We start from the raw sequence: 20171 nt of genomic DNA on the forward strand, positions 1-20171 counted from the left end.
TTATATTTTCCTCCAATTTAATAGTTGTTTTTTTTTAATTAAATGATACTGCATATAAATCTCTAGAGTAGGCATTTCCGTACTGGAAATTAAGCTGCTTCCTCTTCTTTCTTCTCTGCCACTGCTTTGATTGCCAATGCAGTGTTTCGAACTGGTGCTTGAAGTACAGATAGTAACATAGAAAGTAAACCTTCGCGACTTGGTAGTTTTGCAATTTTGTTGATATCTTCAACACTTGCAACTCTTCCTTCTAATACGCCACCTTTAATTTCTAAAGCTTCTGCATCTTTAGCAAATTCTGCAATAATTTTTGCAGGTGCTACTACTTCTTCATTACTGAATGCTACAGCTGTAGGTCCTTTGAAGACGTCTTCTAGTCCTTCTAGTCCCGCTGCTACTGCCGCACGACGAAGCATTGTATTTTTCAATACGCGCATTTCGATTCCAGCTTCACGTAATTGTTTACGCAATTCAGTTACTTGTTCCACAGTCAATCCACGATAGTCAACTACGACTACTGCTGATGCATCTTGGAATTTTTTAGTAATATCTTGTACTAATTCTTCTTTTTGTGCTAAAACACTTGCTTTGCTCATTGATGTTTCACCTCCTGATCAATTAATTGATAAGGGCAATAAAAAAACCCCATGTCTCCGTAGACAATGAGGGATTGTGTGTTTAATGTATACATACATCACAATTATCCTCGGTATGATTATTAAGGCTTACGCCACATACTGTCTTCGGTATAATCTAGTAATTTCTTCTACAAAATCAAGATGTAGAATCTATTTACTTTTAATCATCAATGTTTAGTTAATTGCTTAACCTGCATAAGTATAGCAAGCTACCTTACACAGGTCAAGAATTAATTGATTTTTTTAGAATATATTAGAATTATTTAACTGTTGTTTGATCAATTTTGACACCAGGGCCAAATGTGCTGGCAACAGCCATATTTTTGATGTAAACGCCTTTTGAGCTTGCAGGCTTCGCTTTAACAATTGTATCATGAAGTGCAGCAAGGTTTTCTTGTAATTTATTCAAGTCAAAAGATACTTTTCCAATTGGAACATGTATATTTGATTGACGATCTACACGATAAGTTACTTGACCAGCTTTGATATCATTGACTGCTTTTACTACGTCAGGTGTTACTGTACCAGTTTTAGGATTTGGCATTAAGCCTTTAGGTCCTAAGATACGTCCTAATTTCCCAACTTCAGCCATCATGTCTGGGGCTGCTACGACAACGTCGAACTCTAACCAGCCACCTTGAACTTTTTCTACTAAGTCACTATCGCCAACGAAATCTGCTCCAGCTTCTTTTGCAGCTTTAGCTTGATCTCCTTTTGCGAAAACAACAACTGTTGAAGTTTTACCTGTTCCGTGCGGCAATACCATTGCTCCACGAATTTGTTGATCAGCTTGTTTAGGATCTACTCCTAGACGGTATGCAACTTCTACAGATGCATCAAATCCAGCGTAGTCGATTTCTTTAACTAATTCTAGCGCTTCAGTAGCATCGTATAATTGTTCTCTGTTTACTTTTTCTAAAGCAGCTAAATATTTTTTACTTTTCTTCGCCATGATTATTTCCTCCTTGTTGTGGTATTAACGGCTTAACCTCCCACTTGTTCTCCACAGTGCGATTGAAATGATTTTCAGTGAGTCAGTCTATTTGATGACAATTGAAAAAAATCCTCCAATAATAATCGTCTACTTAATAAGTATTGATTTTACGACTTTGGAGACAGCAAGAGCTTATAGTTTCTGGTTTTTATTAACCTTCAACTGTGAAGCCCATGCTACGAGCTGTACCTTCGACCATACGCATTGCAGCTTCTACGCTTGCTGCGTTTAAGTCTTCCATTTTTGTTTCAGCAATTTCTTTAACTTGATCACGCGTTACAGATGCCACTTTTTTAGTGTTTGGTTCGCCTGAACCAGACTCAACGCCGGCAGCTTTTTTAAGCAATACTGCAGCTGGTGGAGTTTTAGTGATAAATGTAAATGAACGGTCTTCATATACTGAAATAACAACCGGAATGATCATTCCTGCTTGATCAGCAGTACGAGCGTTGAATTCTTTACAGAATCCCATGATATTTACTTGTGCTTGTCCTAATGCTGGTCCTACTGGAGGAGCTGGATTAGCTTTCCCTGCAGGAATCTGCAATTTGACTACGTTTACGACTTTCTTTGCCACGAGACATACCTCCTTGATTTGTTTCGCGAGTGGTTAAATGAGGTTATAGTTTTCCTCTCCCACCTATTTCTTCGCATGCAAAATATGCGCACTGCATATTAGGCGTACTGATGTATTATAGACCTTCAGCGTGTCAATGTCAATAATAGTTTTGTTATTACTTAATCTTTAATCTGAGCAATCTGATCATATTCTAGCTCAGCATTCGTTTCACGACCGAACATTTCTACTAAAGCTTTAACTTTACCTTTTTCAGATTCAATTTCAGTAATCGTTCCTTCCATTCCAGCAAAAGCTCCTGTAACGATTTTAACGCGTTCACCGATTTCAACATCGATATTTACTTTACGAGGATTGATTCCCATACTTCGCAAGATTTGGTCTACTTCTTCCGGCAGCAATGGAGATGGTTTGCTTCCTGCTCCGTGTGAGCCAACAAAACCTGTAACACCAGGTGTATTACGGACAATATACCAAGCATCATCTGACATAATCATTTCAACTAATACATATCCTGGGAATACTTTGCTTGTAGAGACTTTTGTTTCCCCATTTTTTTCTTCATAAGTTTGTTCTTCCGGGATTAGGACTTGGAGAATATTATCTTCCATACCCATACTTGTCGCACGAGACTCTAAGTTTTGTTTTACTTTATTTTCGTAACCTGAGTAAGTATGCAATACATACCATGCTTTTGACAATTCTATTTCGTTCATTTTGTTCTCCTTTAATATTGTTTTTTGAGTTGTCTGTCTACTAATCATTTCTAACCATAATAAAAAACCTTCTATGATATTGGTTAAATGAGAAGGTTTTCTTACGTGTCTTTTTACGTATTATATCATGTAACTTCATGATAATCTATTTATTCTTAATGTTCAAATCATTTTTAAAGTAAATTCAATAAAAATGTAATAAGAGAATCTACACCGAAAAAGAAAACAGCAAAAAAGGCTACTACTCCAAAAACTGTCAGAGTATTTTTACGCATTTCTTTTGCAGTTGGCCAAGTTGTTTCTTTTAATTCATATTTTACTTCACCGAAGAATTTTTTGATTTTACTCACGGGTTACGCCTCCTTAAATGAAAATTGCTTATCACGCTTTTATTTATTTTGTCTCTCTATGGATCGTATGTTTCCCGCAGTAGCTACAATATTTTTTAACCTCTAATCGCTCTGTGCGTATTTTAGATCCACCATCTTTAGAATAGTTCCTAGATCCGCAATCAGTACATGCTAATATGACTTTCTTTTTCATTAGTTTAGTTCCTCGTTTCTGATTTACACCGATCAAATTTGTTATTTATTTGCATGGCGTACCAATACAAATAATACTGTTAAATAAATGGTTAGTCAACCGCTAAGTTTATTTTATAGCTTTGTTCGATTATTGAAATCCCAGAACTCATTATACCTAACTACCTTTTCATTGAGTACATTTTTTAGCAAACACTCTATCATTGAGTTCTAAACAAGATAAGTAAACTGATTATTTATAAAAATCTAGCCAACTTTTTCCCGTCAATAGAGTATCAGTCAGCTAGATTTATAACACAGAGATTGTTATCTATTTACTATTAATAATCGTTTAGTCCTTTTCAATTGACCATAACGACACCTTAAGATTCCAATATGTGGTAGAAGGTAATTATTTCAATTCATATCTATGATGTTTCATCTCCAATAAACGATTATCTATCTCATAAATAGATTTTTATATTTCTGACTACAGCGATGTTTTGCATTCATGACCTTTTCCCTAGAACAACTCAGTTCTGCAGAAATCTCATCATAAGAATACCCTTCCATATAAAGCATGCTGACAATCTGTTCAAATCTTGATAAGACTTCACTATATTCTGACATTGACTCTTTCACGATTACAGCTTCCGGAGGTGTTAATTCTTTTGAAGAACCCATAATATGCTGGCCGGCCTGCTCCACTAATCCATCTAATGATAAGGCTTCTATATTTGATTTCCTTTTTAGAGCATTATTCCATCTTCTTAGTCGATTGAAATGATTATCTAGGCTCAATGATACATATTGACTGAAACACATCCCACGTGTTCGATCATACTTTTTGGTTACTTCGACAAAGCATTCACAGGCTTCTTGCCAAAGATCATCTTGATCATATCCTTTTATGTATCGCTTCTTTCTAACAGCCTTTTTGAGTAGTGGTTTGCACCTTTCGAACAGTTTATCGAAATGACTGTCATCTATATACTGAATCATGAATATCAGCGTCTCGTTTATATGCTCCTCCATTTTCCTATTTCTAAAATTTGCTCCTTCTCCTAAGTTTTTATCCATTTATTATTACTCCCTTCCAAGTCACTTTGATAAAACATTCACATGAAATGAAAAGACCTTCTAACTATATACTGACACATATCTGTTAATTGTCACGGGTTATTTTATGATATTTTTAACTTTTATAATTATTATATTCTTTTTTCCAAATAGATATATATGTAATATAGTATTAAACACACTTGTTATGTTAACGTTTCCCGTAATTATTATGATGAAAAAGAACTCTGTTTAAGAGCTCTTTTTTTGTTCACATTTTATTCACAATCACTTTTTTTCTTTAGATTTTTCAGTCGATTTTGCCTGGATCATCTGCTGATAAAGATTCTTTAATCTTTTTTCGTCTTGTTCTTTCAGAGGAGAGTTACGTCGATACTGCTGCATACGATATAAGGTTGCATCTACTGAAATACTTTTTTTCACTCTATTAATATCTTTGTAGAGTTCCAGAGCAGACATTCTTGCTGCACCTCGCTGGAAAATAATCCATTGTTCTGCTAAATCAGAGGTCGCTACGGTAACATTCGTCATTAGCAGATTTTCCTCTCCTACCGATCTCTCGATATAACTATCCGCCGTTTCACCTTCACTTGTGAAAATTACGATCACATCATATTTATCATATCTCTGTTGGATGCCAGGTACAAGTTGAGCATCAAAAACAATGCGTACCTCTACACCTTGATATTTAGCAAAATTGCTGAGTTCATGAAGTAATAGATCTCTGGCATCTGCCATTTTATCCAATTTTTTCAACTTCACTAATTCCGGCCAAGCACCAATCATATTGTATCCATCTACGTATAGCAGTTCCTTTTTCATTGCTCTCCTCCTCTCTATAACTTAAATTTATTTTATAATGAATGACGTTTGCGAAATACTTCGTACATCAATAAACTTGATGCCACACTGGCATTCAGACTCTGAACATGACCTGTCATCGGAATAGTCAGCGTTTCATCTACTTTCTCTTTTACTAGTCTAGAAAGTCCTTTTCCTTCATTTCCGATCACTAGACCGATTGGAGAATCAACTTCCCATTGTCTATAGTCTTTCCCATCCATATCTGTTCCAAAAATCCATAGTCCACGTTCTTTTAATTCATCAATTGTCTGTACTAGGTTTGTTACTCGTACGACTGGAACATGTTCTATAGCTCCCGTTGAAGCTTTCGCAACCGTTGAAGTTAATCCAACCGCTCGACGTTTAGGAATGATGATTCCGTGTACCCCTGCAGCATCCGCCGTTCTCATGATTGATCCCAAATTATGCGGATCTTCAATTCCGTCAAGTAACAAGAAAAATGGAGATTCTTCTTTTTCTTTAGCTGCAGTAAATAAATCTTCTAACTCTGCATATGCTACTGGACTAGCTGCAACAATAACACCTTGATGATTTTCACCATCGCTCAATAAGTCTAGTTTACTTTTGGGTACAAAACTGAGCTGAATTTTTCTTTTTTTTGCCTCACTCTGAATCTCTTTTAATTTCCCACCTGACAGCCCTTCCTGTAAAAAGACTTTATTGATATCTCTATCAGATTTCAGTGTTTCAATTGCTGGTATTCTTCCCATCACCATCTCATCTTGATTTATCTCAGCGAGGTTATGTTTCAATTCGTTTCCTTGTCCCGCTCTCGGCTGAATCCTTGACTGTCTATGCTGTTTGGGATGCTCATTATTCTTGTTATTCTTTCTATTCTTTCTATTATTTCTTAGCCTTTTATTATCATTTTTTTTAACCATACTATTATCCTCCTTTCAAATTGAGTAACTAGCTTAAAGTACTGTCAATTTTTGAAATACATTCATTTATTATTTCATTCAGTCGTACTGATTGCTGCGTTAAATATAAATACCCCAAAACTGCTTCAAAACCTGATGATTTATTATAGGTTGAACCATCGGTATTTTTAGCCTTAGAATAACTTTTAGCATTCCTGCCTCTTTTAAAAAAGTCTAGTTCTATTTCGCTCAGTTTTTCTTCGGCTATCAACTCATCAATCAGCCATGCTTGAGCTTTTGCTGAAACGTAATTAGTTGCTAGTCGATGCAGTTGATTAGGTTTAGTCTGACCTTTCGTCAGTAAATATTCACGAATATATTGTTCATAGACTGCATCTCCCATATACGCCAGTGCTAGTCCATTCAAAAGCTCTGCGTCTTTAGGTTTCATAGTCTATCCTTTCTTTTCCAGCGAATACCTTGAGGTGTATCTTCAAGTATAATCCCCTTTTCTTGCAAGATATTTCTAATTTCATCTGCTCGTGAAAAGTTTTTCTCGCTTCTTGCTTGGTTTCTTTCTTCAATAAGTGATTCAATTTCTTCGTCTAATAGATTATTATCATCCGTCGCCTTCAATTGTATTCCAAATATATCAAGAATGGCTTCCAGTTGTTCCATCGCATAGTTCACAACAACTTTTGAAACTTCAGGGGCTTTCAAATAACGATTTAACATCCTGACCATTTCATAAACATCTGTAATTCCGTTTTGAGCCTGAAAATCATCATCCATATGTTGTTTAAACTGATTGACCATTTGAACCCATTGGCTTATGTGAACTTCGTCTCCATCCAATGCATCTACAGCCGTATTCAGACGGTGACTTGCATTCGCATAAGCCGTCTGTATTTTATTTAAGTTAGTTTTAGCTTCTTGAATTGTATCTTCTGTATAGCTGATTGGATGACGATAATGAACAGTTGCCATAAAGAAACGTAAGACTTGGGGATCATGAATCATTCTCAATTCATTCACCAGTACAAAATTCCCCAGCGATTTACTCATCTTTTCTTCATCCATTGTTACAAAACCATTGTGCATCCAATAATGTGCAAATGGTTTACCCGTCTTTGCTTCTGATTGGGCTATTTCATTTTCATGGTGAGGGAATGTCAAATCGTGTCCACCAGCATGGATGTCAATCGTATCTCCCAAATACTTAGTTGCCATGACTGAACACTCGATGTGCCAGCCCGGGCGTCCTTCTCCCCATGGCGAAGCCCAACTGATTTCATCTCCTTTGACTGATTTCCATAAGGCAAAATCTAAAGGATCTTCTTTTTTACTACTTTCTATTTCTTCCAAACGCTTACTTGCTCCAGACTCTAATTCATCTACTGATATTCCACTTAGTTTTCCATATCCAGCAAATTTTCGTGTTCTATAATATACGTCTCCGTCAACAGCGTATGCAAATTCTTTCGCAATCAATTGTTCAACGAAATGCATAATATCCTGAATATTTTCCATCACTCTAGGTGTATGTGTAGGTTTTTTGACGTGCAGCGCTTCAGTGTCTTCATAATAAGCTTTGATAAATCGATCTGCTACTTCTGGAGCAGTAATTCCAAGTTCTCTGGCTGCTCTGATAATTTTATCGTCTACATCAGTAAAATTTGACACATAATTTACTTCATATCCACGATACTCAAAATAACGTCTGACCGTATCAAATGCAATCGTACTTCTAGAATTTCCGATGTGAATGTAATTATAGACTGTCGGTCCACATACATACATTTTCACTTTTCCATCTTCGATCGGTTTAAAAACTTCCTTTTTATTTGATAGCGTATTGTACAACTCAATCATTACTCCATCTCCCTTCCCATCTGTTTTTTATGAAAATTTTATTTACTATAGTAAAAACCACGTGATCAGCCTCTAAAAAAGACGCCAAATACGTGGTTCCACTTTTGTTTAGAAAGCTTTTCTTGGAAACTTTCCCTTTCTATCTTTTAACGGTGATAAATCGAGACTGCCTACTATACATTTCGACAATCTTATTCAAAGAGGCACTTCATTTGAATTCTGTCACCTGTTCACATCTACTCAGGTTTTCTGAAGACAGTTTTCAAACTACTTTTCTTATCATAATATTTGGCTGTTTTTATGATAGGTGTTTTTTTGCTTTTTCTAGATGTTCTAAAGAACGTTCTCTTCCCAGCAATTCAATGGCTTCATTTAATTGTGGTCCATGTTGCTGTCCGGTTACGGCTACTCGAATCGGCATAAATAGATTTTTACCTTTTACACCAGTTTCTTTTTGAACATTTTTGATTGCTTTTTTGATTTCATCTGCTTCAAAAGGTTCTACTTCTTTTAATTGAGCACTAAATGCTTCTAATACTTGAGGGACTGTTTCACCTTTCAAGATCTCTATAGATTCTTCATTCCACTCGATATCTTCTTCAAAGAATAAGGTAGCCAACTGTGTTATCTCAGCAGCATAACTCATTTGTTCGTGATATAGTCCTATCAGTTTTTTGACCCATTCACTTTTTTCGGGTGAAGGAGTTTCTTCTAGAAAGCCTGCTTTGACTAAATGAGGGATCGCTTTTAATGTCAATTCATCTAAATCAACATTTTTCAAATACTGATTGCTGATCCATTCTAATTTTTTGGAATCAAAAGCTGCAGGTGAAGTACCAAGACGTTTGTGATCAAACATTTCAATGAATTCTTTTCGAGAAAATAATTCGTCTTCTCCAACCGGTGACCAGCCCAGCAGTGTTATAAAGTTAAATAAAGCTTCTGGAACATACCCCAAGTCACGATACTGCTCAATAAACTGCAATATTGTTTCATCACGTTTACTCAATTTCTTGCCTGTCTCACTGTTGATGATTAAAGTCATATGACCAAATCGTGGTGCCGTCCAGTTAAAAGCTTCATACACCATCATCTGTTTAGGAGTATTGGCAATATGGTCATCCCCTCTTAGTACATGAGAGATTTCCATATAGTGATCATCCACAGCTACTGCAAAATTGTAGGTCGGCATTCCGTCACGTTTACGAATGACCCAATCGCCTCCGATTGAATCAGCTTCAAAAGTAATATCTCCTTTGACCATATCATCAAAGGTATATGTGCTGCCTTTTGGAATACGAAAACGTACTACAGGTACAATACCTTCATCTTCTTTCGCTTTTTGCTCAGCAGGAGTCAGGTGAGCACATTTCCCACTATAATGAGGCATTTCGCCGCGTGCGCGCTGCGCTTCTCTTTCCGCTTCTAGCTCTTCTGTCGTACAGTAACAATTATAAGCTTTATTGCTTGCCAGTAATTGTTCAATCAGTGGATCATATATGTCTTTACGCTCAGATTGACGATAAGGTCCATATGCTCCTCCAATGTCTGAACTTTCATCCCAATCAATTCCCAGCCATTTTAAATTATCTAATTGGCTTTGTTCTCCACTTTCTACATTTCTTTTGATATCTGTATCTTCGATTCTAATAATAAAATCTCCACCGTGGTGACGAGCAAATAAATAATTGAATAAGGCTGTACGTGCATTCCCAATATGCAGATGTCCTGTCGGGCTTGGTGCATATCTTACACGGACTTTATTTTCCATATATACTCTCCTTTTAAAATTTACTAGCTATTCTTCTTTAAAACTTAACATGTTTCAGCATAAAACACCAGATTGTCTAATCAATTGTTTGTTATTCCCTGCTCCCTGATTCTCTCAACAATTGCTTCTGCTATCATAAAATCAGTAGCAGTTGTGATTTTAAAATTTTTATCTTTTCCTTCTAAGACTTTAACTGGATGATTCATTCTTTCTACCAGTTCTCCTTCTTCATTCCCAACAAATTCATCTACACTAGCTTGCTTGTGCGCTTGAATAAGCAATTTACTTTTGAACATCTGAGGCGTTTGTACTTGCCAGATCACCGGACGATGAAGAGTCTGATGGACTTCACTATTTCGTACAACTTTGATCGTATCCTTAGCAGGGATTGCGAGAATAACAGCTTTTTCAACTTTTACCGTTTCAAATAATTCATTAATCATTTCTTTATCAATAAAAGGTCTGGCAGCATCATGGACTAGTACATATCCATCTTTGGGATTATTCAAAGCACTTAACCCATTTTCGACACTATATTGCCTTTCCTTACCACCCTGTACAAAGGTTAACTTTTTAGGCAATGAATTATATAATTTTAATAACTGATTTTTTATGTTTGCCTGATCCTCTTGCTGAACTACGAAAATGACTTGTTCGCAGCAATCATCTTCTATAAATAAATTCAACGCATAATCGTATACTGGACGATCTTTCAACATTAACATTACTTTATTTTCCAAAGTTCCCAAGCGAATACTCGACCCGGCTCCTAGAAGAATAACTTCATATGTTTCTTTCACTTTGTTTCCTTCCAATCATCAATAGCTTTTTGACTATGTGCCATTTTAGCAAAAATCATACGCCCAGCATTTGTCTGAAGCGCACTAGTCACAACAACTTCGACAGACTGATTCATATAGTGTTGACCTTCTTCAACAACTACCATTGTTCCGTCATCCAAGTAAGCAACTCCCTGGCTTCTTTCCGTCCCATTCTTCACAATCATGACACGCATATTTTCTCCTGGTATAACAACAGGTTTAACTGCATTAGCCAACTCATTGATATTCAAAACAGGTACGCGCTGAAATTCAGCAACTTTATTTAAGTTATAATCATTTGTTACAACAACGCCATCCATTTTTTTTGCTAAATGAACTAATTTCATATCTACCTCGTCAGATTCAGGTAATTCGCTGTCATCCATTTGTACTACAACATTTTCTTCTTTTTGTAAGGCATTAAGGATATCTAATCCTCGGCGTCCTCGTACTCTTTTAAGACTATCAGAAGAATCAGCAATATACTGTAATTCTTGTAAAACATGATGAGAAATAACTAAGATACCTTCTAAAAATCCTGCTTTAGTAACATCTAGAATACGTCCATCAATGATTGTACTTGTATCAAGAACCTTGTACCGTCTAAACGTGTCGCCTTCTTTTCTTTCTAAAATCCCATTCTCCTCAGTTTTCTGAGTTCTTGAAGTGAATAAGCGGCGGATTTCTTCTCTTCTTGAGGTACCCAACTGAAAAAACAGATAAGCTAGAATCACCGTTAATATTAATGGAACAACATCACTTACAATGATTAAATTGAGAGCTCTTAAAGGTAAGCTAATTAATATTGCTAGAATAAGTCCAAGAATCGCACCGATACTCCCAAAAATCAGATAAGAAACGCTTTGTTCATTGAAAAAATTCTCAATTCTTTTTATTGCCCGTTCAATTGGCTTGATTGTCTGAAATGAAATCAGGTAAAAAACTGCTGCTCCAAGGATCATTCCAACAATAGGATGAAAGATCCAAGAAGGAGCAGATGGGACGAAAGTCATTAAATCTGGAAAGAAATTATATCCAAGACTTCCGCCAACTAAAACAAGTGTCAATATTATTAAATTTGTAATCATCTAATCCTCCTTTCAAAACTTTATACAAATGCTTTTTTTATCACTTCTGAGATAGTAGCACAACTAATAATTTCGATTCCCTCAGGGAAAGTCCAGCCATCCTGATTGTTTTTTGGAATAAAAATCCTTTTAAACCCTAACTTGGCTGCTTCATTCACTCTTTGCTCTATTTTTGATACTCGTCTAATTTCTCCAGTCAGTCCGATCTCTCCAATAAAACAGTCAGTTGCTCTAGTTTCTTTTTCTTTATAACTAGAGGCAATACTAACAGCGATAGACAAGTCAATAGCTGGTTCGTCTAGTTTGACCCCACCAGCTGCTTTTAAATAGGCATCTTGATTCTGCAGAAGCAGACCCGCTCTTTTTTCAAGGACGGCCATAATCAAAGATACTCTAGAATAATCGAGTCCACTGGCTGTTCGCTTAGCGTTACCGAAAACAGTTGGAGAAATCAGAGATTGTATCTCAACTAAAATGGGTCTTGTCCCTTCCATTGCTGCTACTACAGAAGACCCTGTTGCTCCAGCAAGCCTTTCTTCTAAAAACAGCTGAGAAGGGTTTAATACTTCTTCTAACCCACCATTTCTCATTTCGAATATGCCAATTTCGTTAGTCGAACCAAAACGATTTTTTACTGCTCTTAATATACGGAAAGTGTGATGTCTTTCTCCTTCAAAATATAATACAGTATCGACCATATGCTCTAACATTCTAGGTCCAGCAATGTTTCCCTCTTTAGTTACATGACCTACAATGAAAATAGCAATATTGTTCATCTTGGCAAGCTGCATCAATGTTGCAGTTGATTCACGAACTTGAGATACACTTCCAGAAGCACTATCAATATTAGGATGATGCATTGTCTGAATTGAATCAATGATTACATAGTCTGGTTTAATATTTTCGATAGTCTCTTGAATAAGATTTAGATCAGTTTCTGCGTACAAATAAAAATCTGTACCACGGAGCTCTAGTCTTTCAGCTCGCATCTTGATCTGGCTGGCACTTTCTTCTCCAGAGACATATAAGACAGTTCCTCCACTATTATTCAGTTGAGCAGATACTTGAAGCAACAAAGTTGATTTGCCAATACCCGGGTCTCCTCCGATCAATACAAGTGAACCTGGAACAACTCCACCACCCAAAACTCTATTGAATTCAACCAATTTAGTTTTGACTCGTTCTTCTTTTTCGATAGTAATATCTGTAATAGCCTCTGCTTTAGAGGTTTTACCACTAATGGATACACGACTTCTACTGTCATTTTTACTTGGAAGTTTTTCTTCAACCATTTGATTCCAAGTTCCACAACTCGGGCACTTCCCTAAATACTTGGGAGACTCATACCCGCATTGCTGACAAACAAATACTGTAGGTGCTTTTTTTGCCAATCAGGTTACCCCTTTTGTTTTTGGATTGATAAAGACTACCTTATGTAAGATAGTCTTTTCTAAAATAAATCGTTTCTCTATTATACCATATCATAAGCTAAAACGAGTTATCTTCACATTATATACATAGAAGGTTCTTCAAAGTTTCTCATCTTTTCAAACAACTTTCTCACTATGACCCCGAAGAGCCGAATCCACCTATTCTTGTCTGAAATTCATTCACTTCATTATCAATTATTTTATAAGGAGTGAAGATACCTTGAGCAATACGTTCCCCTTTTTTCACTAGAATATCTTCAAATCCATAATTGACCAGCTGCACAAAAATTTCACCTTCATTATTAGCATTCCCATAATAATCAGCATCAATAATTCCGATACCATTCGGCAGTGCTAGCTGTTTTTTCATAGGATTACTTGAACGATTAGCTAAGAGTAAATACTCCTGCTCCGGCATGAACGCTTTTACTCCTGTGGGAACTAAAGTTGATGCTAGAAATTCTTTGTTTTCTTCTTTTATTGGACTTCCTTCTAAAAGATTTTCAAGACCATTATTTGCTAGCAAAGCTTTCCAAATTGAAGGAATCACAGTATCTTTTGCTGCTTTAAGATCATAACCAGCCGATCCTTTTGTCGCTCTTACAGGTAAATCGATTGTTTCTTCTTTATATTTTGACACCACTTCAAACCCGCGTATATGTTCGTTCATATTTTTATATTCTCCTCTTAAAATCATATGGTCTTATTCTACATGAAATGATATTTTCTGAAAACCATATTTTATAATAAAGACTGCCTTTATAACTATACTGCTCACTTAGCAGCACTTCTTATGAAGAATATAGATCAAAGCAAATTCATTTATGATTCTTGGATAAGTAAAAACCTCTCTAGTCTGGTTAAACTAGAGAGGAAAGAACTAATCTATTAAATTCTTTATTAAAATTAGCGGATAACGTTTGTCGTTTCAATATCGAAGAAGTGAGATTTGCCCATATCAAAAGCGAGATCTACATTTTCTCCCGGATTGTGATAATCACGTGCATCTACTCTTGCAATAAATTCAATACCGCCAATTTCAGAATACAACATTGTTTCAGCTCCTAATAGTTCAGAAACAGCTACCTTAGAAGTAATAACAGAGTTAGGCGAAGCTTCCAATGCTACTTGTTCACTATGGATATCTTCTGGCCGAATACCGAAAACTAATTTTGCTCCCTCAGTATATCCTTTTTCTCGTAACATTTTCAGTCTGCCTTCTGGAACTTCTACTTCCATACCACTTCCATTAGATATTCGATTTCCGGTAAGTGTCACATCAAAAAAGTTCATAGCTGGTGATCCAATAAACCCACCTACAAACGTATTTACTGGATAATCATATACTTCTTTCGGTGTTCCAATTTGTTGAATGAATCCATCTTTCAAGATAACAATACGATCAGCCATCGTCATCGCTTCTGTCTGATCATGTGTTACATAGATAGAAGTTGTGTTCAAGCGTTGATGCAATTTTGCGATTTCTGCACGCATCGCTACCCGTAATTTAGCATCTAAATTTGATAAAGGCTCATCCATCAAGAATACTTTAGCATCACGAACGATCGCACGTCCTAAAGCAACACGCTGACGTTGACCACCTGATAAGGCCGCTGGTTTTCGGTCTAAGTATTCAGTCAACCCAAGAATTTCTGCAGCATTATCTACACGTTTTTTTATTTCATCTTTTTTATATTTACGTAATTTCAGACCAAAAGCCATGTTATCAAACACAGTCATATGAGGATACAAAGCGTAATTTTGGAAAACCATGGCGATATCACGGTCTTTAGGTGCCACATCATTCATCATTGTGTCACCGATCCATAACTCACCATCTGTAATTTCTTCTAGTCCAGCAATCATGCGTAAGGTAGTGGATTTGCCACATCCTGAAGGGCCAACGAAAACAATAAATTCACGATCTTTGATCTTCATATCAAAATCTGACACTGCGTAATCTTCCGAATTATCATAACTCTTATATATATTTTTCAGTGCGATTTCTACCATTTAATTCACCAATCCTTTTTATTTTTCTATAGTTTAGTTTTATCAGTTTCTTTACACTCATCATTTTATTGTAAACGGTTTTATTTCTCTACGGTAACATGCACAAATATCTAGTAGATATTTGTGCATGTTGACTAAAATATATTATTCAAGAATTTTATTGATTTTCTATTATACTAAATTTCAATGGTTTTAATAACCCGTGCCGGATTTCCAGCAATTACAACGTTGTCTCCAAAAGACTTCGTCACAACAGATCCAGCTCCTACTACTACGTTATGCCCTAAAGTCACACCACCAATGATCGTTGCATCTGCACCAACCCAGCAATTGTCTCCAATCATTATAGGTCGACCAAATTCAATACCAGAATTCCGCTCTTTTGGATGCAAAGGATGTTCAGGCGTCACTAAACTGACTCTCGGTCCTAACATGGCGTTTTTCCCAATGGTGATAGGACAAACATCAAGCATTACAGCATCAAAATTTGCATAAAAATTATTACCCACTGTTATATTTTCTCCGTAATCTACTCTTAATCCTGGTTCAACATGAAGTTTTTCTCCAGTTATTCCGAATATCTCTTTGATCATTTCGGATCTTTCCTGTTCTGTTTCTAAAAGGTTATAAGTATGTGCCAGATTATGAGTCTTTATCCTCATTTTAACTAATTCCTCATCAGCCGGATTATATAACTCTCCTGCAATCATTTTATCTCTTTCTGTCTTCATTCTGCTCCCTCTTTATTGTTTATTTTTATTCAACTGATAAGCTCGAAATGCTGTTTCTCCGGCTTCTATCAACAGTTTTTCCACATTTTCGATAGCTTCTTTTAGTGGCATTGGTCGATTAACAGTATCAATGATCAAATCAATGCCTGCTTCATAGATTTTAGAAACATCATCATCTCTTCCGCCAACAACAGCTATTACTGGCAAATGATATTTTTTTGCTAACTTTGCTACTCCTGTTGGTGCTTTACCTTGAACAGATTGTCCATCCATTCTACCTTCACCTGTTATAACCAAATCAGTTCTTGGCAAAACGCTTTCTAATTCTATTAGTCTAAGAACTTCGTCTATACCGCTAGCCATTTCTGCTCCACAAAAAGCCATCAAACCAAATCCTAGTCCGCCAGCTGCACCTGCACCTGCTGTATTGATATAACTGCATTTCAATGTTTCTTCTACTATTTCAGCATAATACTGCAAAATAGAATCAAATTCTCTAATCTCATTCTTCTTGACTCCTTTTTGAGAACCGAAAACGGCAGTAGCACCATTGTCACCAGTTAATGGATTTGTTACATCTGATAAAATGGTAAATTTACAATTTTTAACTCGCGAATCGATCTGAGAATAATCTATAGTATGTATTCGTTTCAACTCATTTAATCCTGTACCAATTTCTTTACCATTCTTATCCAACAATTTTACTCCTAGAGCTTGCGCCATGCCCGCTCCTCCATCATTGGTTGCACTTCCTCCTAACCCTATAAAAAGATCGGTGACACCTTTGTCCATTGCTGCTTTAACTAATTCCCCTACACCATAAGTATGTGCTTCTATTGGAGAGTCTCCTACACTTTTCAGGTGCAATCCTGATGCTTTAGCCATTTCAATGACAGCTTTTGAATCACCTAACATTCCATATCGAGCCATCACATTTTTGTTGTACGGTCCCTTCACCTGAGCTATCTCATACTCTCCCTTTAATGATTCAACAAGAGCATTTACCGTTCCTTCTCCTCCATCGGCAATCGAAAAAGATAAAATCTCTACTGTATTATCAACCCGTTTAATTCCTTTAGTAATATATTCTGCTATCAATTTTGAACTTGCGCTTCCTTTGAAAGAATCAGATGCAATTACAATTGTTGTCATATAAACTACTCTCCTCATTATTTTAAATCTATCATACCAGAATTCCATTATTCATAGCCAGCTATAGAATTGACTTCCCATATCATTACACTTAAAATTAAGATTAGAAACAAACATAAAGTAAGTTACAAAAGAATCTAAAAACCGGAGGGATCCAACATGTCCATTGCTATAACAGGAGCAACAGGTAATTTAGGAAATTTAGTGATCCAGGAACTTCTTGAAGAAAACCCAAAAGAAAAAATAGCAGCCATTGTTCGCAACGTAGAAAAAGCAAAAGAACAACTCCCAGGTACTATTGAGATAAGATATGGTGACTATTCCTCATACGATTCATTAGTAAAAGCTTTTCAAGGAATCAAAAAATTACTATTTATTTCAAGTCCCAGCACTGATGACATGGAACGAGTAATCCAGCACGCTACCGTAGTAAAAGCTGCCCGTGATGCAGAAGTCGGCCGAATTTACTATACAAGTTTTTCTAATGCAGATCATTCAACTATTCCATTAGCAAAATTGCATCTTGCCACAGAAGCTGCTATAAAAGTTTCAGGTCTTACCTATACATTTATACGAAACCCACTTTATACGGAAGTTTTCATTAATCCTTCTCTAAACCAGTCTATAGCTTCTGGAAAATTAATAGCGAATGTAGGTGATGGAAAGTTAAATACCACTTCACGTACAGATCTAGCAATGGCAACAGCAGCATTATTAAGTCAAAATGGTTCTCAAAATGAAATAATAGATCTAGCATCTTCTACACCTTGGTCTTATGAAGACCTTGCTGTCACCTTGAGTGAGGTTAGTGGAAAACAGGTAACATATAAAGCAGTTTCCAATGAAGAAGCTGTACAATACTTTATTGATTCAGGACTTCCGAAACCTGCAGCTGAATTTACTGCCTCTATGAACCATGCTATAGCTAATGGTGATATTGAAAAGCCTGGAACTGATATAAAAAATTTGATTAAAAAGGAAGCTAGTCTAAAAGACTTGGTCACCAATGCTCTGGTGACTAGATGACCAACTACAAATTACAAGACTAAGCTTTAAGAGGAGAATAATAATGAAAATCGATGTAACGGAACGTGCTGTAAAATGGTTTGAAGACGAACTAGCTTTAGAAAAAGGTGACAGTGTTAGATTTTTCGGCAAAACTTACGGAAATACAGAAGTCCACGAAGGATTCTCTATAGGCATGAGTGTTGATCAACCTGATAGCGAGCCATTGGCACAGAAAGAAGTTAACGAAGTAACTTATTTTGCAGGAAAAGAAGATGAATGGTTCTTTAGTGGCTACAACTTAGAAATTGACCTTGACACAAAACTCGAAGAACCAGTTTATCATTTCCAGGAAACTCAATCATAATTTTTTGGGATAGGTATTAATGAAAGTTACAAAATATTTTATTTAACAGATAATAGTAGATATAATAAAAAAACACAATCTTTTTCCTCACTAATTTCACTACTGTAGGAAGGAAGATTGTGTTTTTTACTAAATATTTAACTATTTTAGTATAATTGAATCTAAAATTCTGAACATAGCTATATTTTTAAACCTTGAATATACACTTTAAGTGCAACACTTAATCCTTAAAAAAGACCCCTAGCTAAATTCCAGTTAAAATAGGGTTGTCCACACTATTTGAAAGGAAGATAGCTATGAGCCACTATAACCATCTTACAATATTTGAACGAGAAAAACTATTTTTAATGTTCAACCAAGGTCATTCTATTCGTACTATTGCCGCTGCCGTCGACCGAAGTCCGTCAACGATCTCTAGAGAACTGAAACGTAATTTTAAGAAGGGGGCTTATTCTCCTATCCTGGCTCAGACGTTGTATTCTTACAGAAAGCAAAACTGTGGGCGCAAGTTGATTTTGTCTAATCCCAAGGTTTGGAAAATCGTTCGAAGGCTATTCGTAGAAGAACAATGGTCCCCCGAAGAGATTGCCTATCGATTGAAAGACGAACAGGTAGGTATCCATATAAGTTACCCTACCATTTATCGCGGAATCTACAGGGGTCTATTTGAAACAGAACCACTCAGTAAAGGAAACCGCGGGCTGGTTCGTTCTCTCAGACACCGTGGAAAAACTAGACATACGAAACATCATATTGAGAGAAGAGGTAAAATACAGATCTCTAATACGATTCATGAGCGTCCAGCTACTGCTAATGATCGTTCTGAAATTGGTCATTGGGAGGCAGACACCGTGGCTGGTAAGACGGGTGGTGCTTGTTTAGTTACGCTTACCGACCGTAAATCAAGATACTTAATGAGTGGAAAAATCGAGAAAAAACGATCTGAACTAGTCAGAGATAAGATGATTCATTTATTCTCTTCTATTGAGTCTAATCAAGTAAAATCAATTACTCCAGACCGTGGTAAGGAGTTTTCAAGACATTGGGAAATCACTAAAGCTCTTAATAACGTCCCATTCTACTTTCCTGACCCACATGCTCCCTGGCAACGAGGGACGAACGAAAACACTAACGGCTTATTAAGAGAGTATTTACCGAAAACAAAAGAGATGGATACGGTCACTGATCAGGTTGTAGATCAATATGTTCGTAAACTCAACTTACGCCCAAGGAAGTGTTTAAACTGGAAAACACCCTATGAAGTATTTTTCGGTGTAGCGTTGCACTTAATTTGACAATTCAAGACATAAAAAAAACTCCGCAAGCAGGGCTCGAACCTGCGACAACGCGATTAACAGTCGCGCGCTCTACCAACTGAGCTATTGCGGAATCAAAAAACTATTTTCAATAAATAAAAAAGAGCTGCACGGCAACGTCCTGCTTTCACAAGGGGAAACCCCTCACTATCCTCGGCGCTGGGAAGCTTAACGGCTGTGTTCGGAATGGGAACAGGTGGATCCTTCCCGCCATCATCACCGCACAATGACTCTTTTTTTATCCTTTAGAGAACGTTGTTCTCTGAAAACTAGATAGTTGAACTTTCCAAACAGGTTTGTCTACAACACCATCATACGCTTTTTCCACTTTATTCCAGTTTCACTCGCCAGGCTT

22 protein-coding genes, 1 tRNA gene, 1 rRNA gene and 2 other annotated features are annotated in these 20171 nt (G+C 36.5%); of the genes, 3 read left to right on the plus strand and 21 right to left on the minus strand.

The annotated features are described in order from the left end of the window. Positions 1-89: 89 nt before the first annotated feature. From rplJ to BKP56_RS02020, 19 genes are all read right to left on the minus strand, one after another. On the minus strand, positions 90-596 hold the full coding sequence (rplJ, locus tag BKP56_RS01930; RefSeq protein WP_072693491.1) for a 50S ribosomal protein L10: 507 nt from the start codon (positions 594-596) through the stop codon (positions 90-92). Between the two features lie 32 nt (positions 597-628). Then, positions 629-765 (minus strand) — a sequence feature (ribosomal protein L10 leader region). 132 nt (positions 766-897) lie between these two features. Next, entirely contained in the window at positions 898-1590 is a 693-nt protein-coding gene (rplA, locus tag BKP56_RS01935; RefSeq protein ID WP_072693492.1) for a 50S ribosomal protein L1, read from the minus strand. Between the two features lie 193 nt (positions 1591-1783). Beyond that, complete coding sequence (rplK, locus tag BKP56_RS01940; RefSeq protein ID WP_087056883.1) at positions 1784-2209, minus strand: 50S ribosomal protein L11; 426 nt, start codon at positions 2207-2209, stop codon at positions 1784-1786. 161 nt (positions 2210-2370) lie between these two features. Continuing rightward, complete coding sequence (gene nusG / locus BKP56_RS01945) at positions 2371-2925, minus strand: transcription termination/antitermination protein NusG (RefSeq protein WP_072693494.1); 555 nt, start codon at positions 2923-2925, stop codon at positions 2371-2373. Between the two features lie 173 nt (positions 2926-3098). Then, on the minus strand, positions 3099-3275 hold the full coding sequence (secE, locus tag BKP56_RS01950) for a preprotein translocase subunit SecE (RefSeq protein WP_232226919.1): 177 nt from the start codon (positions 3273-3275) through the stop codon (positions 3099-3101). A gap of 43 nt (positions 3276-3318) precedes the next feature. After that, entirely contained in the window at positions 3319-3468 is a 150-nt protein-coding gene (gene rpmG / locus BKP56_RS01955) for a 50S ribosomal protein L33 (protein ID WP_072693495.1), read from the minus strand. A gap of 437 nt (positions 3469-3905) precedes the next feature. Beyond that, on the minus strand, positions 3906-4526 hold the full coding sequence (locus BKP56_RS01960) for a sigma-70 family RNA polymerase sigma factor (RefSeq protein ID WP_072693496.1): 621 nt from the start codon (positions 4524-4526) through the stop codon (positions 3906-3908). A 267-nt stretch (positions 4527-4793) separates the two neighbouring features. Beyond that, positions 4794-5348: an NYN domain-containing protein gene (locus tag BKP56_RS01965; protein ID WP_072693497.1), complete on the minus strand. Its 555-nt coding sequence runs from the start codon at positions 5346-5348 to the stop codon at positions 4794-4796. Between the two features lie 32 nt (positions 5349-5380). Next, positions 5381-6106 carry a 23S rRNA (guanosine(2251)-2'-O)-methyltransferase RlmB gene (gene rlmB, locus BKP56_RS01970; protein WP_072695921.1) on the minus strand — a complete coding sequence of 242 codons (726 nt, stop codon included), beginning with the start codon at positions 6104-6106 and terminating at the stop codon, positions 5381-5383. 193 nt (positions 6107-6299) lie between these two features. Then, a complete protein-coding gene (locus BKP56_RS01975) occupies positions 6300-6701 on the minus strand; it encodes a Mini-ribonuclease 3 (RefSeq protein WP_072693498.1) in 402 nt (133 codons plus the stop codon). Next, a complete protein-coding gene (gene cysS, locus BKP56_RS01980) occupies positions 6698-8122 on the minus strand; it encodes a cysteine--tRNA ligase (RefSeq protein WP_072693499.1) in 1425 nt (474 codons plus the stop codon). The genes BKP56_RS01975 and cysS overlap by 4 nt, the downstream gene beginning before the upstream one ends. A gap of 74 nt (positions 8123-8196) precedes the next feature. After that, positions 8197-8414 (minus strand) — a binding site (T-box leader). 6 nt (positions 8415-8420) lie between these two features. Next, positions 8421-9893, minus strand: a complete 1473-nt coding sequence (gltX, locus tag BKP56_RS01985; RefSeq protein ID WP_072693500.1) for a glutamate--tRNA ligase — start codon at positions 9891-9893, stop codon at positions 8421-8423. 80 nt (positions 9894-9973) lie between these two features. Then, positions 9974-10693, minus strand: a complete 720-nt coding sequence (gene ispD / locus BKP56_RS01990; protein WP_072693501.1) for a 2-C-methyl-D-erythritol 4-phosphate cytidylyltransferase — start codon at positions 10691-10693, stop codon at positions 9974-9976. After that, positions 10690-11802 carry a PIN/TRAM domain-containing protein gene (locus BKP56_RS01995; RefSeq protein WP_072693502.1) on the minus strand — a complete coding sequence of 371 codons (1113 nt, stop codon included), beginning with the start codon at positions 11800-11802 and terminating at the stop codon, positions 10690-10692. The genes ispD and BKP56_RS01995 overlap by 4 nt, the downstream gene beginning before the upstream one ends. A 20-nt stretch (positions 11803-11822) precedes the next feature. After that, the gene (gene radA / locus BKP56_RS02000; RefSeq protein ID WP_072693503.1) at positions 11823-13193 is read right to left on the minus strand and encodes a DNA repair protein RadA; all 1371 of its coding nucleotides are present in this window, start codon (positions 13191-13193) and stop codon (positions 11823-11825) included. Positions 13194-13365: 172 nt separating this feature from the next. After that, positions 13366-13902, minus strand: a complete 537-nt coding sequence (locus BKP56_RS02005) for a dUTP diphosphatase (protein WP_072693504.1) — start codon at positions 13900-13902, stop codon at positions 13366-13368. 236 nt (positions 13903-14138) lie between these two features. Further along, positions 14139-15245, minus strand: coding sequence for an ABC transporter ATP-binding protein (locus tag BKP56_RS02010; protein WP_072693505.1), 1107 nt, complete (start codon positions 15243-15245; stop codon positions 14139-14141). A gap of 176 nt (positions 15246-15421) precedes the next feature. Continuing rightward, positions 15422-15976: a sugar O-acetyltransferase gene (locus BKP56_RS02015; protein WP_072693506.1), complete on the minus strand. Its 555-nt coding sequence runs from the start codon at positions 15974-15976 to the stop codon at positions 15422-15424. 12 nt (positions 15977-15988) lie between these two features. Beyond that, on the minus strand, positions 15989-17128 hold the full coding sequence (locus tag BKP56_RS02020; RefSeq protein WP_072693507.1) for a glycerate kinase: 1140 nt from the start codon (positions 17126-17128) through the stop codon (positions 15989-15991). 159 nt (positions 17129-17287) lie between these two features. On the opposite strand from BKP56_RS02020, the gene BKP56_RS02025 reads away from it, so the two are divergent. The 3 genes from BKP56_RS02025 to BKP56_RS02035 all read left to right on the plus strand — a co-directional run bounded on the left by BKP56_RS02025 (position 17288) and on the right by BKP56_RS02035 (position 19795). Continuing rightward, the gene (locus tag BKP56_RS02025; RefSeq protein WP_072693508.1) at positions 17288-18154 is read left to right on the plus strand and encodes an SDR family oxidoreductase; all 867 of its coding nucleotides are present in this window, start codon (positions 17288-17290) and stop codon (positions 18152-18154) included. A 43-nt stretch (positions 18155-18197) separates the two neighbouring features. Beyond that, complete coding sequence (locus BKP56_RS02030) at positions 18198-18500, plus strand: HesB/YadR/YfhF family protein (protein ID WP_072693509.1); 303 nt, start codon at positions 18198-18200, stop codon at positions 18498-18500. Between the two features lie 296 nt (positions 18501-18796). Continuing rightward, positions 18797-19795 (plus strand): IS30 family transposase, encoded by a 999-nt coding sequence (locus BKP56_RS02035; protein ID WP_072693510.1) that lies wholly within the window; start codon positions 18797-18799, stop codon positions 19793-19795. A gap of 21 nt (positions 19796-19816) precedes the next feature. On the opposite strand, the gene BKP56_RS02040 is transcribed toward BKP56_RS02035, so the two are convergent. Further along, a tRNA-Asn gene (locus BKP56_RS02040) sits at positions 19817-19889 on the minus strand. 35 nt (positions 19890-19924) lie between these two features. After that, positions 19925-20040 (minus strand): 5S ribosomal RNA (gene rrf, locus BKP56_RS02045). Between the last annotated feature and the right edge of the window lie 131 nt (positions 20041-20171).

The sequence above is a fragment of the Marinilactibacillus sp. 15R genome, assembly GCF_001895285.1.
GTDB classification, from domain to species: domain Bacteria; phylum Bacillota; class Bacilli; order Lactobacillales; family Carnobacteriaceae_A; genus Marinilactibacillus; species Marinilactibacillus piezotolerans.

Coding starts and splice junctions, on each gene's coding strand:
- rplJ (WP_072693491.1), bottom strand. CDS start 596: ATGAGCAAAGCAAGTGTTTTAGCACAAAAAGAAGAATTAGTACAAGAT.
- rplA (WP_072693492.1), bottom strand. CDS start 1,590: ATGGCGAAGAAAAGTAAAAAATATTTAGCTGCTTTAGAAAAAGTAAAC.
- nusG (WP_072693494.1), bottom strand. CDS start 2,925: ATGAACGAAATAGAATTGTCAAAAGCATGGTATGTATTGCATACTTAC.
- rpmG (WP_072693495.1), bottom strand. CDS start 3,468: ATGAAAAAGAAAGTCATATTAGCATGTACTGATTGCGGATCTAGGAAC.
- BKP56_RS01960 (WP_072693496.1), bottom strand. CDS start 4,526: ATGGATAAAAACTTAGGAGAAGGAGCAAATTTTAGAAATAGGAAAATG.
- BKP56_RS01965 (WP_072693497.1), bottom strand. CDS start 5,348: ATGAAAAAGGAACTGCTATACGTAGATGGATACAATATGATTGGTGCT.
- rlmB (WP_072695921.1), bottom strand. CDS start 6,106: ATGGTGATGGGAAGAATACCAGCAATTGAAACACTGAAATCTGATAGA.
- BKP56_RS01975 (WP_072693498.1), bottom strand. CDS start 6,701: ATGAAACCTAAAGACGCAGAGCTTTTGAATGGACTAGCACTGGCGTAT.
- cysS (WP_072693499.1), bottom strand. CDS start 8,122: ATGATTGAGTTGTACAATACGCTATCAAATAAAAAGGAAGTTTTTAAA.
- gltX (WP_072693500.1), bottom strand. CDS start 9,893: ATGGAAAATAAAGTCCGTGTAAGATATGCACCAAGCCCGACAGGACAT.
- BKP56_RS01995 (WP_072693502.1), bottom strand. CDS start 11,802: ATGATTACAAATTTAATAATATTGACACTTGTTTTAGTTGGCGGAAGT.
- BKP56_RS02005 (WP_072693504.1), bottom strand. CDS start 13,902: ATGAACGAACATATACGCGGGTTTGAAGTGGTGTCAAAATATAAAGAA.
- BKP56_RS02010 (WP_072693505.1), bottom strand. CDS start 15,245: ATGGTAGAAATCGCACTGAAAAATATATATAAGAGTTATGATAATTCG.
- BKP56_RS02015 (WP_072693506.1), bottom strand. CDS start 15,976: ATGAAGACAGAAAGAGATAAAATGATTGCAGGAGAGTTATATAATCCG.
- BKP56_RS02020 (WP_072693507.1), bottom strand. CDS start 17,128: ATGACAACAATTGTAATTGCATCTGATTCTTTCAAAGGAAGCGCAAGT.
- BKP56_RS02025 (WP_072693508.1), top strand. CDS start 17,288: ATGTCCATTGCTATAACAGGAGCAACAGGTAATTTAGGAAATTTAGTG.
- BKP56_RS02030 (WP_072693509.1), top strand. CDS start 18,198: ATGAAAATCGATGTAACGGAACGTGCTGTAAAATGGTTTGAAGACGAA.
- BKP56_RS02035 (WP_072693510.1), top strand. CDS start 18,797: ATGAGCCACTATAACCATCTTACAATATTTGAACGAGAAAAACTATTT.